This window comes from Serratia sp. AXJ-M (assembly GCF_046531865.1).
GTDB lineage: Bacteria > Pseudomonadota > Gammaproteobacteria > Enterobacterales > Enterobacteriaceae > Serratia > Serratia liquefaciens.
Genome location: NZ_CP059394.1, coordinates 2,914,565 through 2,931,398, shown reverse-complemented (window position 1 = coordinate 2,931,398; position 16,834 = coordinate 2,914,565). Strand labels below are relative to the sequence as shown.

At 53.6% G+C, this 16,834-nt stretch carries 17 protein-coding genes; 8 read left to right on the top strand and 9 right to left on the bottom strand.

Features of this window, described 5'->3' with window-relative positions; all coding sequences use genetic code 11:
• Positions 1-17: 17 nt before the first annotated feature.
• Positions 18-1,139, top strand: coding sequence for a ribonuclease D (gene rnd / locus H0S68_RS13715; protein WP_041415435.1), 1,122 nt, complete (start codon positions 18-20; stop codon positions 1,137-1,139).
• 233 nt (positions 1,140-1,372) lie between these two features.
• On the opposite strand, the gene minE is transcribed toward rnd, so the two are convergent.
• Genes minE through minC form a run of 3 tightly spaced genes read right to left on the bottom strand, consistent with a single transcriptional unit; the run spans position 1,373 to position 3,185 of the window.
• Positions 1,373-1,642: a cell division topological specificity factor MinE gene (minE, locus tag H0S68_RS13710; protein ID WP_012145482.1), complete on the bottom strand. Its 270-nt coding sequence runs from the start codon at positions 1,640-1,642 to the stop codon at positions 1,373-1,375.
• Between the two features lie 3 nt (positions 1,643-1,645).
• Entirely contained in the window at positions 1,646-2,458 is an 813-nt protein-coding gene (minD, locus tag H0S68_RS13705; RefSeq protein WP_020827242.1) for a septum site-determining protein MinD, read from the bottom strand.
• 25 nt (positions 2,459-2,483) lie between these two features.
• Entirely contained in the window at positions 2,484-3,185 is a 702-nt protein-coding gene (minC, locus tag H0S68_RS13700) for a septum site-determining protein MinC (RefSeq protein ID WP_020827241.1), read from the bottom strand.
• Positions 3,186-3,321: 136 nt separating this feature from the next.
• Between minC and H0S68_RS13695 the strand changes: the two genes are divergently transcribed.
• The 3 genes from H0S68_RS13695 to H0S68_RS13685 all read left to right on the top strand — a co-directional run bounded on the left by H0S68_RS13695 (position 3,322) and on the right by H0S68_RS13685 (position 5,455).
• Complete coding sequence (locus H0S68_RS13695) at positions 3,322-3,594, top strand: YcgL domain-containing protein (RefSeq protein ID WP_020827240.1); 273 nt, start codon at positions 3,322-3,324, stop codon at positions 3,592-3,594.
• 56 nt (positions 3,595-3,650) lie between these two features.
• Entirely contained in the window at positions 3,651-4,715 is a 1,065-nt protein-coding gene (locus tag H0S68_RS13690; protein WP_410528772.1) for a lytic transglycosylase domain-containing protein, read from the top strand.
• Positions 4,716-4,798: 83 nt separating this feature from the next.
• Entirely contained in the window at positions 4,799-5,455 is a 657-nt protein-coding gene (locus H0S68_RS13685) for a fumarylacetoacetate hydrolase family protein (protein ID WP_044551811.1), read from the top strand.
• Between the two features lie 69 nt (positions 5,456-5,524).
• Here H0S68_RS13685 and H0S68_RS13680 read toward each other — a convergent pair whose 3' ends face one another.
• On the bottom strand, positions 5,525-5,773 hold the full coding sequence (locus H0S68_RS13680) for a CsbD family protein (protein WP_012145476.1): 249 nt from the start codon (positions 5,771-5,773) through the stop codon (positions 5,525-5,527).
• Positions 5,774-6,182: 409 nt separating this feature from the next.
• On the opposite strand from H0S68_RS13680, the gene H0S68_RS13675 reads away from it, so the two are divergent.
• Positions 6,183-6,629 carry a YcgN family cysteine cluster protein gene (locus H0S68_RS13675; protein ID WP_020827237.1) on the top strand — a complete coding sequence of 149 codons (447 nt, stop codon included), beginning with the start codon at positions 6,183-6,185 and terminating at the stop codon, positions 6,627-6,629.
• Between the two features lie 508 nt (positions 6,630-7,137).
• On the opposite strand, the gene dsbB is transcribed toward H0S68_RS13675, so the two are convergent.
• Both dsbB and nhaB read right to left on the bottom strand, forming a co-directional pair.
• Positions 7,138-7,668, bottom strand: a complete 531-nt coding sequence (dsbB, locus tag H0S68_RS13670; RefSeq protein WP_020827236.1) for a disulfide bond formation protein DsbB — start codon at positions 7,666-7,668, stop codon at positions 7,138-7,140.
• A gap of 124 nt (positions 7,669-7,792) precedes the next feature.
• A complete protein-coding gene (gene nhaB, locus H0S68_RS13665; RefSeq protein ID WP_020827235.1) occupies positions 7,793-9,364 on the bottom strand; it encodes a sodium/proton antiporter NhaB in 1,572 nt (523 codons plus the stop codon).
• Between the two features lie 243 nt (positions 9,365-9,607).
• Between nhaB and fadR the strand changes: the two genes are divergently transcribed.
• On the top strand, positions 9,608-10,327 hold the full coding sequence (fadR, locus tag H0S68_RS13660) for a fatty acid metabolism transcriptional regulator FadR (RefSeq protein ID WP_020827234.1): 720 nt from the start codon (positions 9,608-9,610) through the stop codon (positions 10,325-10,327).
• Between the two features lie 63 nt (positions 10,328-10,390).
• Here the strand turns inward: fadR and H0S68_RS13655 are convergent, their stop codons facing one another.
• Positions 10,391-11,926, bottom strand: a complete 1,536-nt coding sequence (locus H0S68_RS13655; protein ID WP_020827233.1) for a SpoVR family protein — start codon at positions 11,924-11,926, stop codon at positions 10,391-10,393.
• A 538-nt stretch (positions 11,927-12,464) separates the two neighbouring features.
• On the opposite strand from H0S68_RS13655, the gene H0S68_RS13650 reads away from it, so the two are divergent.
• Together H0S68_RS13650 and dadX are read left to right on the top strand one after the other, a co-directional pair.
• Entirely contained in the window at positions 12,465-13,769 is a 1,305-nt protein-coding gene (locus tag H0S68_RS13650; RefSeq protein WP_046373355.1) for a D-amino acid dehydrogenase, read from the top strand.
• Positions 13,770-13,842: 73 nt separating this feature from the next.
• On the top strand, positions 13,843-14,916 hold the full coding sequence (gene dadX / locus H0S68_RS13645; RefSeq protein WP_410528771.1) for a catabolic alanine racemase DadX: 1,074 nt from the start codon (positions 13,843-13,845) through the stop codon (positions 14,914-14,916).
• A gap of 3 nt (positions 14,917-14,919) precedes the next feature.
• Here the strand turns inward: dadX and H0S68_RS13640 are convergent, their stop codons facing one another.
• Together H0S68_RS13640 and H0S68_RS13635 are read right to left on the bottom strand one after the other, a co-directional pair.
• Positions 14,920-16,113, bottom strand: coding sequence for a multidrug effflux MFS transporter (locus H0S68_RS13640; RefSeq protein ID WP_048760101.1), 1,194 nt, complete (start codon positions 16,111-16,113; stop codon positions 14,920-14,922).
• A gap of 109 nt (positions 16,114-16,222) precedes the next feature.
• Positions 16,223-16,783, bottom strand: a complete 561-nt coding sequence (locus tag H0S68_RS13635) for a 3'-5' exonuclease (RefSeq protein WP_046373357.1) — start codon at positions 16,781-16,783, stop codon at positions 16,223-16,225.
• Positions 16,784-16,834 lie beyond the last annotated feature (51 nt).

Below are 16,834 nucleotides of genomic sequence, written 5' to 3'. Positions count from 1 at the left end.
ACCAAGAGAATGACGTTTTGAACTATCAGTTGATCACTACCGATGCCGGATTGCAGCAGGTCTGCGAGCAGGCGAAAAAGCATGCCCAGATAGCGCTGGACACCGAATTTGTCAGAACGCGCACCTATTATCCGCAGTTAGGCCTGATTCAGTTATACGACGGTGAACAACTCTCCCTGATTGACCCCCTGCCAATCAAGCAATGGCAGCCGTTTATCGAGCTGCTGAGTAATACTCAGATTGTGAAGTTCCTGCACGCCGGCAGTGAGGATCTGGAAGTGTTCCTCAACGCGTTCAAAACGCTGCCGACTCCGATGGTGGACACCCAAATTCTGGCGGCCTTCACCGGTCGACCGCTGTCTTGCGGTTTTGCGACCCTGGTGGCGGAGTATATGCAGGTGGAGTTGGATAAAAGCGAAGCCCGCACCGACTGGCTGGCGCGTCCGCTGACGGAAAAACAGTGCGTCTATGCGGCGGCTGACGTGTTCTATCTGCTGCCGATGGCCAAACGCCTGGTTCAGGAAACTGAAGAGGCCGGTTGGACGGCTGCCGCTAATAATGAATGCCTGTTGCTATGCCAACGCCGTAGCGAGACGCTGGCGCCAGAATTGGCCTACCGTGAAATCACCAATGCCTGGCAACTGCGTCCGCGTCAGTTGGGCTGCTTGCAGAAGCTGGCTGAATGGCGCCTGCGTCAGGCGCGTGAGCGCGATCTGGCGGTAAACTTCGTGGTACGTGAGGAAAACCTTTGGCAGGTGGCGCGACATATGCCGACATCGCTGGGGGAATTGGACTCTCTGGGCCTGAGCGGTCCGGAAATTCGTTATCACGGTAAAACGCTGTTGGCGCTGGTGGCAGAGGCTAATGAGCTGGATGAGGCTGCACTGCCGGCACCGCTGTCGAACCTGATCGATCAGCCGGGCTACAAGAAAGTGTTCAAGGATATCAAGGCGGCGATCGTCATTGTCAGTGAGCAAAGCGGGTTGAGCAGTGAATTACTGGCATCGCGCCGACAGATTAACCAACTGCTGAATTGGCATTGGAAATTGAAGGGTGCTGACAGCCTGCCAGAATTAATCAGCGGTTGGCGCGGTGATTTATTGGCGGCGCCGCTGCAGGCTATTTTGAAGGATTATTAATCGAGTGGTAAAACTTGGGGCAGGGTAAGGAAACGCTGCTCCGATTATTTATTAGAAATAACCATAACAACACTTACCGACAGCATTTACTTTAAACAACAGTGACGCAAGATTAATTGAGATTAATCCCAAAGGCTAAAAACGATTATTAGGCGATTTTTATCTCAATAACTGGTTATGCATACAGTTACCCCCTGCAAGAAAATATACAGGGGGTAATTAGTGCGTCACACTCATTTAGTTACTTCTTCCGATTCCGGTAATGTCACGTTGAGTTCAAGTACCGAAATATCATCCCCTTTCTGCTCAAACTGCACGTGCAGCATTTCAGGGTCGATTTGAATATATTTGCAAATTACCGCCAGAATATCGCGTTTCAAATCAGGCAGATACGGGGGCTCACTGTCCCCGCGACGACGCTCTGCGACGATAATCTGCAGCCGTTCCTTGGCTATATTGGCTGTCTGCTTTTTGCGGGACAGAAAGAAGTCTAGTAATGCCATGGTTTATCCCCCAAAAAGGCGTTTCAGGAAACCCTTCTTCTCTTCTTCAATGAAGCGGAAGGGGCGTTCTTCCCCTAACAGGCGGCTAACGGTATCGTCATAGGCTTTGCCGGCATCCGACTCGGCGTCGAGGATCACCGGTTCACCCTGGTTGGATGCACGCAGTACGGATTGGTCTTCCGGGATAACGCCGACCAATGGAATGCGCAGAATTTCGAGCACGTCTTCCATGCTCAGCATGTCGCCACGGCTGACGCGTCCTGGGTTGTAGCGGGTCAGCAGCAGGTGTTCCTTGATTGGCGATTCGCCTCTCTCGGCACGGCGAGATTTGGAAGACAAAATGCCCAGAATACGGTCAGAGTCACGTACCGAGGAGACTTCCGGGTTGGTGGTGATGATGGCTTCATCAGCAAAATACAGTGCCATCAGTGCGCCGGTTTCGATGCCCGCCGGAGAGTCACAAACCACAAAATCAAAATCCATTTCGCCCAGGTCGTTGAGGATCTTCTCAACGCCTTCGCGGGTTAACGCGTCTTTGTCACGCGTTTGCGAAGCTGGCAGGATAAACAGATTTTCGGTGCGCTTGTCTTTGATCAACGCCTGATTCAGTGTGGCATCACCCTGAATCACGTTAACGAAATCGTAAACAACCCGGCGTTCGCAGCCCATGATCAGGTCAAGATTACGCAGGCCGATATCGAAATCGATCACTACGGTTTTCTTTCCTTTTTGGGCTAAACCGGTAGCGATGGCCGCGCTTGAAGTGGTCTTGCCAACGCCCCCTTTACCCGATGTAACAACAATAATGCGTGCCATGAAATGGATTCCTTGTCAAAAGGGCTTAATTTAAAGGTTGTATGGTTAAAGCGTTATCCAACAGGCTGAGTCGTACTGCCTGGCCGACATAGTCGGACGGGATTTGGTCGCTCAACCAGTACTGCCCTGCGATAGAGACTAGCTCAGCACCCAGGTGCGTGCAAAAAATCTGGCACTGTGTATCACCTGATGCACCGGCCAGCGCACGACCGCGCATCATGCCGTAGACGTGAATGTTGCCATCGGCAATTAATTCAGCGCCGGCGCTAACGCTGCTGGTCACTATCAGATCGCTGTTGCGGGCATAAATTTGTTGGCCGGAACGGACAGGGGTACTGATGATGCGCGTCTTGGCGGGGGCGTTGGGATCCACCACCGGGGCTGGCGCAGGCGCCGGTTCCGGTGTGGCCATCTTTTGGCCTTTGCCTTCGTTCAGCAACGGCAGCCCGGCACGGGTTATTGCGCGTTTCTGCCGCTCATCTCTGCAACCGCTGATACCCACAACGCGCAGACCTGCTGCCGTGACAGCCTGTTGAAGTTCTTTCCAGTTTGCGTCGCCGTTCAGCGTTGCAACGTTGATAACAACAGGGGCGTTTTTCAAAAAAGCGGGCGCTTGCTCTACTTTTTCCAGTAACGCCTGACGTATTACCTCGGGTTCCGAATTATGCAAATGAACAACCGATAGGGTAAAACTGCTGCCTTTTAGCTCAATTGGCGATTGTGACATCTATCCTGACTCAGTCTCAGCAACTTTAAATCCCCGGAATACCAATCGGGGTGCGATATTCCGAAGTACTATAAGCATGTTATAGTCAGAGTTATATCCAGGCAAGACGCTGCCCCAATTAAATAGAGTTAAAAACATGCTTTGTGTGATCTATAGAAGTTCTAAACGCGATCAAACTTATCTTTATGTCGAAAAAAAAGACGATTTCTCCCGTGTGCCGGAAGATCTGATGAAAAGTTTCGGTACGCCGCAATTGGCAATGGTGCTTTCCCTTGAAGGGCGGGAAAAGTTAGCCTCGGCGGATATTGAGAAAGTGAAAGAAGCCCTGAAAGAAGAAGGGTTTTATCTTCAGGTCCCCCCGCCGTTGGAAAATTTATTAAACCAGCATTTGTCTGGCGACAAAAAATAACCTGCGAAGATGTAGGAGAGGCTGGAAGCGCTCAAAACTGATAAAGGAGCCGCGTGATGAGATTTTCGGCAATAACCCTGCTATCGACGCTGTTGACGTTAGGATGCACAGTCGGCCAACAGGCGATGGCGCAAGGGGCCACATCGGCGTCGGAAGCTTCGTCGGGCACAGCTACTCCTGCGGCTCAGAGCCGACTCTCTGAAACGGGTCGCGATCCTGCGCAGTTCCCGGCCTACGTTGAACAGTTAAAGCGCCAGGCGCTGGCGCAGGGCATCAGCCCGGCGATTGTCGACAGTGCTTTCACCGACGTGCATTTTGTCGATCGGGTGATCAAGGCTGACCGTAATCAGCCGGAAAAGAAAATCACGCTGGACGACTACCTCAAACGCGTATTGCCACCCGCCAAGATCGCACAAGGCCGTGCGCTATATCAGCAGTATCATCCTAAGCTTTCGCGGCTCACCGCGCACTACGGCGTGCCGGGACGTTATGTTGTGGCACTGTGGGGCATGGAAAGCGCCTTCGGTAAAATCCAGGGGCGTGAAGATGTGATATCTGCGCTCGCCACCTTGGCTTTTGAAGGGCGACGCGAGGCGTTCTTCAGTCAACAGCTGATGGCGGCGCTGCAAATCCTCGAGCAGGGTCATGTCAGCCGCGAGCAGTTGAAAGGCTCCTGGGCCGGTGCCATGGGGCAATGCCAATTTATGCCGACGTCGTTCCTTAACTATGCTGCGGACGGCGACGGTGATGGCCGCATTGATATCTGGAACAACGTTGACGATGTCTTTGCCTCTACGGCCCGCTATCTGTCGAGCGAAGGCTGGCAGCGTGGTGTGGGTTGGGGCAGAGAGGTCAGGTTGCCTGCCGGGTTCAGCACCGAGGCTGTGGGGCTAAAGGATAGCCAGGCGCACAGCGTCAATGAATGGCAAAAACGCGGGGTGCGGCGTCCGGATGGTTCAGCGCTGCCGCATTCCAGCCTGCGAAGTTGGCTGATCACACCGGATGACATGCAGGGCCGGGCATTCCTGGTTTATGATAATTTCCGCACGATTATGCACTGGAATCGCTCTTACTATTTTGCGATCGGTGTGGGTATGATGGCTGACGGTATCGGGCAATAGAAAAAGGCTGCGGTGCCTCCACCAGCGCGTGGAATAACGGGCTTAGCATGCTAAGCCCCTACATGATTGTAGGGAGAGGCGGTATGTATCAACATAGAGACTGGCAGGGTTCATTACTTGATTTTCCGGTAAATAAAGTGGTTTGCGTCGGCAGTAATTACGCCGATCACATCAAGGAAATGGGCAGTGCAACCTCGGCAGAGCCGGTAGTGTTTATCAAGCCTGAAACGGCGCTGTGCGATATTCGCCAGCCGGTGGCGATCCCCAAAGAGTTTGGTTCGGTACATCATGAAGTGGAGCTGGCTGTGCTGATCGGTACGCCGCTAAAGCAGGCTAATGAAGATCGCGTGGCGCGTGCCATCGCCGGATACGGTGTTGCGCTTGATCTGACGCTGCGGGAACTGCAGGCGGGCTTCAAGAAGGCGGGGCAGCCTTGGGAAAAAGCCAAGGGTTTCGACGGTTCTTGCCCGATATCCGGGTTTATACCGGTAGCGGAGTTTGGCGATCCGCAAAATGCGGAGCTGTCCCTGACGGTCAATGACCAGGTGCGACAACAAGGCAATACTCGCGACATGATCACGCCGATCCTGCCGCTGATCAGCTATATGAGCCGCTTTTTCACGTTGCGCGCAGGCGACATTATCCTTACAGGCACGCCGCAGGGCGTCGGCCCGATGAGCTCTGGCGACATGCTGAAAGTCACCCTCAACGGTAAATCACTGACCACACGCGTGATTTGAAACCTGGATAAAACGCAATAAAAAAGGCCCCGCAGGGCCTTTTTTTTCGGTGACGATAGGTCAAAACGCTTATTTACGGCCCAGCAAGAAACCGAAAACAATCCCGACGGCGGCGGCGATAGCTACGCCGGCCAGTGGGTTAGATTCAACCTGAGTCCGCACCGTATCGGCAGCATCTCGAGCCGCGTAACTGGCCTGAGAGGCATATTTGCGGGCTGCGCCTTTGACTTGATGATCCGGTGAGTCCGTTGCTTTACCAAAAGCTTCTTCAACGGCGCCGGCAGCTTCATTTACTTTGTCTTCTGCTTTCCCAAACATACTTGGTTCCTTATCTTCATTCAAAAGGCGAACATTAAACATAGCAGGGATATGCGCTTCTTGGCGGCAAAATGTGCTTTATGAGATGAATCTTACCCGTGAATAATGATGAACAGGGATATGGATGAGGGGGAAACGAAAGGATGATAGACCTGAGTTTTGTACGTATAATTAGACGATATGCTTGGTGTGTTTTATCCCTTTAAGTATCAAGGGTAACGGCCTGATAATACTGGCCGAAAATGTTGAATACCGTTGTTTTAAATAGCGTTTTTTTTAAGCGAACATATTGTTATCGCTATGATTATATTGTGTTTTCAGCCTTTCCATTTGGCTGGGATATCTATATAGTGCACCCTCAAAACCTGCTTGCAGGTTATCTATTCATTTACCTATACCGGACGCGAACATGTCACAAACCCCTTTTTGGCAACAAAAAACGCTGGCGGAAATGTCAGAACAAGAGTGGGAATCGCTGTGCGACGGTTGTGGGCAATGCTGTCTGAATAAGCTGATCGACGAAGATACCGACGAGATTTATTTCACCAACGTAGCCTGTAACCAGCTGAATATTAAGTCGTGCCAGTGCCGCAACTATGAGCGCCGCTTTGAGCTGGAAGAGGACTGCATCAAACTGACGCGTGAAAACCTTACCACCTTCGATTGGCTACCACCGACCTGCGCATACCGTTTGATTGGTGAAGGCAAGCCGCTGTTTGCGTGGCACCCGCTGGTCAGCGGTTCTAAAGCTGCGATGCACGGTGAGCGTATTACGGTACGACATATTGCGGTGCGGGAAAGTGAAGTGGTGGACTGGCAGGATCACATCTTGAACAAACCGAGCTGGGCGAGATAAGGAAAAAAGCCCCTGCAAAGATGAGGGGCAAGACACACAACAACACCAGGGAAATCGTTAAATATTAACTTGCGGATATTATAGGGATTCTCTGATAAAACTTCATCAAAATATCGATGCAATAATGCATCGCTATGATGAATTTTTTTGTATGAAGTGAGTGGCGAGGAAAATCGTTGCGCCAGTATTTTTGTGAGGTAAGACCGAAAAAGTGAAGCGAGGCTTTCGTAGATAAGACATTTTACTCTTCTAACTTAATGTTATGTAAATTACGCGTCAAATCCTGCCCAGATGCTTCTTTTTAAACCTGATGTTAGGTAGTTTGAGCGCTCTCACGCTAAGTTTCGAGAGTAAAATAATGAAAATGATACGCCTGTTTGCCATAGCTGGAGCACTAATAGTGCTCGTTTATTACCTTACACATACCTAATCTCGCATTACCTCTGAAGATCATCAGTCACTCGATGACAAACGGCGCCCTGAGGCGCCGTTTGTCATGCTGTCATGCTCAGCGGCCAAACAGATCGCGGCGGCGTGGGCGGACAAATTGTGCCAGCAGCACAACGATAGCAATCAACAAATAAGCTGCAAAGATGCCAACCAGCCACTGCGGCATTTCCAGCGTCAAAAATTCCCATTGGCGTACCGAACAGTCGCCTGATGCGTGGAACACCGCAGGCAGCCATTTGTCCAGCGGCAGCCAGGACGGGAAGCTGACGAAGAAATCGCAGGTATTAAACGGCGAAGGGTGTAGTTGGATCATGGTGTGTTTCCATGCCAGCTGCAGGCCTTCCCAGGCACTGTAAATCCACAGCAGAATAGCGGCATAACGCAGCGGCGTTTTCGGCGCGATGGCACCCAGCAGCGAGGCACCGAGAATGCCAAACAGCGCGCAACGTTCGTAAATGCACATGACACAGGGTTGCAGCAGCATTACGTGCTGAAAGTAGAGTGCGACTAATTCCAGCGCCAGCGCAGTCAGGGCCATCAACAGCCAAGCACCGCGCCCCTGTGAGCAGCGGTTAAAGAATTGCAACATATATTTATTCTTCCATGCAGTAAGCAATTGAACTGGCAGTGTAAACCAATTCAACCCCGCTGCCAGCCACCTGAGCCGGATTCAGCACAAAAATAGTCGCTGACAGCGGAGTGGGTTTACAGGGTTAGTGTGCAGCGGCTTCGAGCGACGGCAGCGTCAGCCAATGCCACTGGGTCAGCAGGTCGGTCACGGGCGCCAGGGTAAATTGTACGCACAACAGACCAACCAGGGTTAATACCACAGTGTAAGGCAATGCCATCCATACCATTCGCCCATAGGATAAACGTACCAGGGGGGCCAGTGCGGAGGTCAGCAAGAACAGGAAGGCGGCCTGGCCATTCGGCGTGGCGACCGACGGCAAATTGGTCCCGGTATTAATGGCGACCGCTAACATTTCAAACTGCTTCAGGGAAATGGCGCCATTTTCAAATGCGGCGCGCGCTTCATTAATGTAAACCGTACCGACGAACACATTGTCAGATACTGAAGACAGCAAGCCATTGAACAGATAAAACAGCGAAAGTTGGGAAGAGGGTTCCGCCTGCAAAACGAATTGAATCACCGGGGTAAACAGGTGTTGCTCAATGATCACCGCCACCACGGTGAAAAATACCGTCAGCAGGGCGGTGAAGGGCAAGGCCTCCTGGAAGGCTTTGCCGATGGCGTGCTCATCGGTTACGCCACACAGGGAAGTGGCGAGGATAATCACCGACAGGCCAATCAGGCCAACCTCCGCCAGATGGAAGGCCAGGGCGACAATCAGCCAAACGCCGATAAGTGCCTGAACCACTAATTTGACCTGCTCTTGCTTACTGCGCCCGGCAGTCGCCTGGCGGTCAAACTCTGTCAGCACTTCGCGCACGCGCTCCGGGAGTTTTGCTCCGTAGCCGAAGACGCCAAAGCGCTCAAGCAGCAGGCAGACCAGCAGACCACAGATCAATACCGGTAAAGTGACGGGCGCCATGCGCAGGAAGAAGTCGACAAAGCCCCAGTCGGCGCTTTTGGCGATAATCAGGTTCTGCGGTTCGCCCACCATGGTCATCACGCCGCCCAAGGCTGTACCGACACCAGCATGCATCAGCAGACTGCGCAAAAAGGCGCGGAACTGCTCCAGCGTCTGTTTGTTATCGTCGCTTACCAGGTTGCTGTCGTCGTTGACGTCGGCAGCGCCGCCGGAAGGGTTCGACACCACGTTGTGGTAAATCGAATAAAACCCGGTTGCGACGCTGATGACTACCGCAACCACCGTCAGCGCATCGAGGAAGGCGGACAAAAATGCTGCCGCAAAACAGAAGGCTAAAGACAGCAGTATTTTAGAGCGAATATTGAGCAGCAGCTTGGTGAAGACGAACAGCAGTAACTGCTTCATAAAGTAGATGCCGGCCACCATAAAGATCAGCAACAGCAGGACTTCCAGATTATGGGCAATTTCTTCGCCCACCCGATCGGGGCTGGTCATGCCGATCAACACCGCCTCAATGGCCAGCAGGCCGCCCGGCAGCAGGGGATAGCACTTCAGTGCCATCGCCAGCGTGAAGATAAATTCGATGACCAGTAGCCAACCCGCGATGAAGGGATCGACCAGGAAGAAAACCAGCGGATTGACCAACAAGAAGATGAGGATGGCCAGTTTGTACCAGTCAGGTGATTGCCCGAGGAAGTTTTTCACCAGGGCACTGCGTAAAGTCGTTTCCATTATGCGTTACACGTCCTGAAAATAAGTTGTCACATATTACCCTAACAATGCCGCAGGGGCAGAAGCAATACGGGCTTGCTTTACGACGTGAAATTTCTCTGACGCGGTGTTTTTGCACGTTTTTTGCCACTTTATGCACACTTTCGTTTAATGTTTTTCGCTCACGCTATGTCATGCCAAGGCGATCTGGTATGATCAGCCGACTACTATTACTGATTATCGTTGCTACGGAACGTCAAACACATGGTCATAAAGGCGCAGAGTCCTGCCGGTTTCGCGGAAGAATACATTATCGAGAGTATCTGGAATAATCGCTTCCCTCCTGGCTCTATTTTGCCCGCGGAGCGTGAGCTTTCAGAATTGATTGGTGTTACGCGCACCACGTTACGCGAAGTTTTACAACGCCTGGCCCGTGATGGCTGGCTGACCATTCAGCATGGCAAACCGACCAAAGTAAATAATTTCTGGGAAACATCCGGCCTCAATATTCTTGAGACGGTGGCACGCCTCGATCACAAAAGTGTTCCACAGTTGATCGACAACTTGCTGTCGGTTCGTACCAATATTGCCGCAATCTTTATTCGCGCAGCGGTGCGTAATCATCCTGAGGCTGCTCAGGAAGTCTTGGCGAAAGCGACTCAAGTGGAAGATCAGGCGGACGCTTTCAACCTGTTGGACTACGAAATTTTCCGCGGTCTCGCATTCGCTTCCGGCAACCCGATTTACGGTCTGATCTTCAACGGCCTCAAAGGCCTGTACACCCGTGTCGGTCGTTACTACTTCTCAAATCCGGAGTCCCGCAAGCTGGCGCTGACTTTCTACAGCAAGCTGTCGACGCTGTGCCATGAAAAGTCGTACGATCAGGTGATGGATTGCGTGCGTAACTACGGTAAAGACAGCGGGGCCATCTGGCAGAGCATGCAAGGCACCATGCCGAGCGATCTGACCGAAGCCCGCCGTTAGTTTCACCTCTCGCATTACGCAAAAGGGGCGCCAGTGGCGCCGCTTTGTCATGGTCACTAAATCCTACAGCGGAGTCGGCCGCGGCGGACAACGTTCCAGCAGCTCGACGCTGCCATCCTCGTTGAGCTGTTCCAGAATAATGTCGAAGCCCCACAGGCGATGCAGGTGTTTCATCACCTCACGCCGGCTTTTGTCCAGCGGCGCCCGGTCTTGTGGAATATAACGCAACGTCAATGAGCGATCGCCGCGCAAATCCACATTCCAGATCTGAATGTTCGGCTCGTGGTCGCTCAGGTTATATTGCGCCGACAGCTCCTGACGGATCGCCCGATAGCCCGCCTCATTATGGATCGCCGCAATCTCCAGGTAGTTATTGCGGTCGTCATCGAGCACGGTGAACAGCCGGAAGTCACGCATGATTTTCGGGGACAGGAACTGGCTGATAAAACTTTCGTCCTTAAAATCACGCATGGCGAAGTGTAGCGTTTCCAGCCAGTCTTTACCGGCAATGTCCGGGAACCAGTAGCGATCTTCTTCGGTCGGCGACTGACAGATGCGCTTTATGTCCTGGAACATGGCAAAGCCCAGCGCGTAAGGGTTAATCCCGTTGTAATAAGGACTATTGTAAGGCGGCTGGTACACCACGTTGGTGTGGCTGTGCAAAAACTCCAGCATAAAGCGTTCGGTCACCCGGCCTTCATCGTAAAGATGGTTGAGGATGGTGTAGTGCCAGAATGTCGCCCAGCCTTCGTTCATCACCTGCGTTTGTTTTTGCGGATAAAAATACTGGCTCACTTTGCGCACGATGCGCAGCACCTCACGCTGCCAGGGTTCCAGCAGCGGCGCATTTTTCTCCATAAAGTAGAGGATGTTCTCCTGCGGCTCGCTTGGATAGCGACGCGCTTGTTCAGGCGCCTCTTCGCGTTCTACCCGCGGCAGGGTCTTCCACAGCGTATTGACCTGACTTTGCAGGTACTCTTCGCGGCTCTTCTGGCGGGCTTTTTCTTCGACCAGGGAGATCTTCTGCGGGCGTTTATAGCGGTCCACGCCGTAGTTCATCAGCGCGTGGCAGGAATCGAGCAGCTTCTCCACTTCTTCAACGCCGTAGCGTTCTTCGCACTGACTGATGTAGTGGCGGGCGAACAACAGATAATCGACGATCGAACTGGCGTCGGTCCAACTGCGGAACAGGTAATTATTTTTGAAAAACGAGTTGTGGCCGTAGCAGGCGTGCGCCATGACCAGCGCTTGCATGGTGATGGTATTTTCTTCCATCAGGTAGGCGATGCAAGGGTTGGAGTTGATGACGATTTCATAGGCCAGCCCCTGCTGCCCATGTTTGTAGCGCTGCTCGGTCTCAATGAATTTTTTACCGAATGACCAATGGGTATAGTTAATCGGCATGCCGACGCTCGAATAGGCGTCCATCATCTGTTCTGAGGTAATCACCTCGATCTGATGCGGGTAGGTATCGAGCTTGTAATGTTTGGCTACGCGATCGATGTGCTCCAGATACACCTGCAGCAGCTCGAACGTCCAGTCCGGTCCATCGCTCAGACGTTTATCTTCCTTGACCTTTTCATGTGTTGAAGTAGTCATCAGCGCACCCTCGTTATTACGGACCTTGCTCGAACGGCAGACCCTAGATCAATCGTAGCTCAATCTGGGCAGAGGTAATAATGATATAAAGCTTAAAAATTCAACGATCTGACGTCGCCTTCCCGCTTCAGGAGACGACAGGGGCATTTTACGGCGAGTTTTTTCTGCTGAAGCGGCTGCGGATATGTATGAAATGTTATCTCGATGAAATGGCTTTTTAGTGGTTTTTTATTCTGTTTCTGTGGGCCTGTTTCATTTTTATGTTCTGTTAAAACCTTGTTGCGCGTCGTAGCTTTTCTTAGTGCTATCAATGCTGTCAATGACAGCATAATAGGGGCCATTTCGCTCATTAATCTGCCTTTGACAACATCTTATCGCTATTTATAGGTAGCTATTGCAAAAGAACCGGCCATGAACGATAAATTAATTGTGAATGTTGTCACGTTTGATGATGAAGATGTTGGACGGATTTTTCCACTGAGTTAATTTCCTGTGAGCAGAAGATTATGCTTTGTGAAGCCTTGAGCTGGAGTCAGCGATGCGAGTGGTAATTTTAGGTAGTGGGGTGGTGGGCGTTGCCAGTGCCTGGTATTTGGCGAAGGCGGGGCATGAGGTGACGGTAATCGATCGTCAGCCTGGTCCGGCCATGGAAACCAGCGCGGCAAACGCCGGGCAAATCTCACCGGGCTATGCGGCGCCGTGGGCTGCGCCTGGCGTACCGTTGAAGGCGATCAAATGGATGTTCCAGCGCCATGCGCCGCTGGCGGTTCGTTTGGACGGCAGCCGTTTCCAGCTGAGCTGGATGTGGCAGATGCTGAAAAACTGCAACACCGAACACTACATGACCAACAAAGGTCGCATGGTGCGGTTGGCGGAATACAGCCGCGATTGCATCAAAGCGTTGCGCCAGGAGACCGGCATTCAGTACGAAGGCCGTCAGGGCGGCACGCTGCAGCTGTTTCGCACTCAGCAACAGTTTGAAAGCGCCTCCAAGGACATCGCGGTGCTGGAAGACGCCGGCGTGCCTTACAAACTGTTGGAAGCCAGTCAACTGGCCACCGTCGAACCTGCGCTGGCGCAGGTGGCGCATAAGCTGACCGGCGGTCTGCAGCTGCCAAATGATGAAACCGGCGATTGCCAACTCTTCACCCAGCAGTTGGCCAAGCTGGCCCAGCAAGCGGGCGTGACTTTCCTGTATAACCGCAGCGTCGATCGCCTGCTGGTGGAAGGGGATAAAATCAGCGGCGTGCAATGTGGTGGGGAGATCTTCAAGGCCGACAGCTACGTGGTGGCCTTTGGTTCGTATTCCACCGCGCTGCTGCGCGATCTGGTCTCGATCCCTGTGTATCCGTTGAAAGGCTACTCACTGACCATTCCCATTACGGATGAGGCCGCGGCACCATTCTCGACCGTTTTGGATGAAACTTACAAAATCGCCATCACCCGTTTCGACCAGCGTATTCGCGTCGGTGGCATGGCGGAAATTGTCGGTTTTAATACCCAGCTCGAACAAAAACGCCGCGAGACGCTAGAGATGGTGGTACGCGATCTTTACCCTAACGGTGGGCGGGTGGAGGAGGCAACTTTCTGGACCGGTTTGCGTCCGATGACGCCGGACGGTACGCCGATTGTCGGCAAGACTTCGTTGAAAAACCTGTTCCTGAATACCGGGCATGGCACGCTGGGTTGGACAATGGCCTGTGGTTCTGGCCAGCTGCTTTCCGATTTGATTTCCGGCATCACGCCGGCTATTCCGTCAGATGACCTGGCGGTAGCGCGCTACAGCGCCGGATTTCGCAGCGCTTACACTGCGCCCTTGAATGATGTGCATCACGCGCGTTAAAAACCTTAATTAGACAATGTTGCGGTCGCGGACGTAGGTCCGTGACCGCATTCGCAGGTCCGTAGGAGTTCCCATGCCTCGCCCGATTACCGCCACGCTGCACCTTGGCGCCTTTGAAAATAACCTGCAAGTGGTCCGTCGCTGTGCTCCAAGTGCCAAAGTCTGGTCAGTGGTCAAGGCCAATGCTTATGGTCATGGCATTAAACATGTTTGGCGTAGCATGGCGCAAACGGATGGTTTTGCCCTGTTGGATCTCGCCGAAGCGATTATGCTGCGCGAGTCAGGTTGGCAAGGACCGATCTTGCTGTTGGAAGGTTTTTTCAAAGCGCAGGATTTAGCCCTGTTGGATCGCTACCGTTTAACGACCTCGGTGCACAGCGATTGGCAACTGGCGGCGATAGCCGAAGCCAAATTATCGGCACCGCTGGATGTTTACCTGAAAGTGAACAGCGGCATGAACCGTCTGGGGTTTGCCCCTGAGCGGTTGCACGCCGTTTGGCTGAAAGCTCAGCAGATAAGCAATATTGCCAGCCTGACGCTAATGAGCCATTTCGCCACCGCCGACGGTCCACAGGGCGTCGAAGCGCAGATGGCGACCATTAAGACAGCGGCGGCGGGCATTACTGCGCCGCGCTGTCTGGCCAACTCTGCCGCCACCTTGTGGCATCCGGAAACCCATTGCAGTTGGGTGCGGCCGGGCATAGTTCTCTATGGCGCTTCGCCGAGCGGCCAATCGCAGGATATTGCCGACAGCGGGCTGCAGCCTACGATGACCTTGAGCAGCGAAATTATTGGTGTTCAAACGCTAAAACAGAACGATCAGGTTGGCTATGGCTGGCGTTATCGCGCCGAAGGTGCACAACGCATCGGGGTGGTAGCCTGCGGCTATGCAGACGGCTACCCGCGCCATGCGCAAACGGGCACGCCGGTCTGGGTGGATGGCATGCTGACGCGAACGCTGGGTACGGTGTCGATGGACATGCTGGCGGTCGATCTGACGCCTTGCCCGCATGCCAATATTGGTGCTGAAGTGGAGTTGTGGGGGCGGCGCCTGCCGGTTGACGATGTCGCTGCCGCGGCAGGCACGCTGGGCTATGAATTGCTGACGGCGTTGGCCGCCAGAGTGCCTATCGTTACCGAGGCCTGAGCCTCAGGCAATTTTCTTCAGTTGCCCCTTGATTTGCTTGCTGCGCTGCCGTGCGTGCAGCGCCAGCAGGCAACCTACCAGCATCACCAGCGCCAGCGACAGCTTGGGCTGCAACGGCAGCGCCATCGCCAACAGACCCAGGCCTGCGCCGCCGGCCATCTGCACAAAACCTACCAGCGCAGAAGCGACACCGGCCTCGTTGGAGTAGGGCTCAAGCGCATAACTGGTCGCCGGGCCCATCACGAAGGCTAAGCCCGCGCAGGCGCTGGCGACGGGCAGCATATAGGCCAGCCAGTGAGTTTGCGCCGAGCCGGAAAGCCAGGTAACCCCGAGCAGCAGGCCTACACACCCGATACCCATCAGAATTCCCCCGGTTGCCAGACACACCGGGCGTCCCACCTTGTGAATGATGCGGTTGGCAAAGAAACTCACCAGCATGATCCAAAAACCGTTGGCACCAAACACCAGAGAGAATTGCAATGGCGTGAGGCCAGCGGTGCCCATCAGCACGTTTGGCGCCAGCGAGACGTAGGTCAATGCCATACCCATCGCGCCGGAGTTGACCACGGCGAAGGACAGAAAACGGCGATCTTTGAGGATGCGAGCATATTGGCGTACCGGTAAACCTTTAACACGCACCGTGTCTGCCGGGCGGGTTTCCGGCAGGCGCAGAGCGATCAACACCAGCACGGCCAGGGCATAACATACCAGGAACCAGAAAGGCGCGCGCCAGCCTAAGGCTTCCGCCAGTAACCCACCCAGCAGCGGGGCCAGTGCGGGAATAATGTTAAGCGTGCCGTTGAGGAAGCCGAAGGCGCGAGCCGCGTCGTCGCCGTTCATCCGATCGCGCACGCCGCTAAATGCCACAACGGCGGTACAGCAGACCGCTACGCCCTGCAGCAAACGTGAAGCGACGAACACCGTCGGGGTGGTGGCCAGCGCGGCCATGGCGGCACCAATCATGTAGATGATGATACCGGCCAGCGCCACGGGTTTGCGGCCGTAGTTGTCCACCAGTGGCCCGGCGATAATCTGCCCAAGACCCAGCACCAAAATGAACAGTGAAATGGTGGACTGGATCAGCGCTTCACTGCTGTTAAGGCCAAGAGCGATGGCCGGGATAGTTGGCAGATAAAGATCGATACCCAGCGGGCCGAGCAGCACCAGGCTAAGGAGCAGAAACAGAAATTTTTGCATAACAAAAACAGCACATCCGAGTGACAAAGAGGGCTAGAGTAGAGACTCTGGCGATAAATGGAAAGGGGCAAAACGTCGGCCGACCTTCGGCATGCCTAACTTACTGGAATCATAGCGACGCGGCTTTGCGATAGTAAAGTGCGGAGATGGTATCCGCCACGTAGCGGGCCTGATGTTTGGCGTCGTCCAGCGCACGATGCGGTGTGCCTTCGAATGCCCGTTCTTTTTTCGGATTAAAGCCCAGCAATTCGGCCAGAGTGATCACCGTACGCACGTCCTGTGTGTCCCAAAACTTCCACGGGCAGGGCATGTCCAGTTGCTGAAAGGCATGCTCGAGGATAGTACAGTCGAACTCCTTGCCATTGCCCCAGACTTTAACCTGGTCAGTGCTGTTCATATGGATAAAGCGACTCAGGTTGGTCAGCGTGCGCTTGAGGCTCTCCGTGCCGCCGAACGCCAGCTTGCGCGCTTCGTCCGACTGCTTGGCCCACCAGGCGACGGTATCCAGGCTGATGGTTCGGCCTGGCTGATCTTTTTGGCTGCTGACGGCATTTTCAAATTCGGCACCGAGCTGGCCGGTTTGGGGATCGAAAAACACGGCGGCCACCACCAGGATCACCGCGCTCGGTTTTATGTCCAGCGTTTCTATGTCTAACATCAGATGGTGCATGGGGGACTCCCGGCTGGTAGAGATACAAATAATGTTACTACAAACCGGATC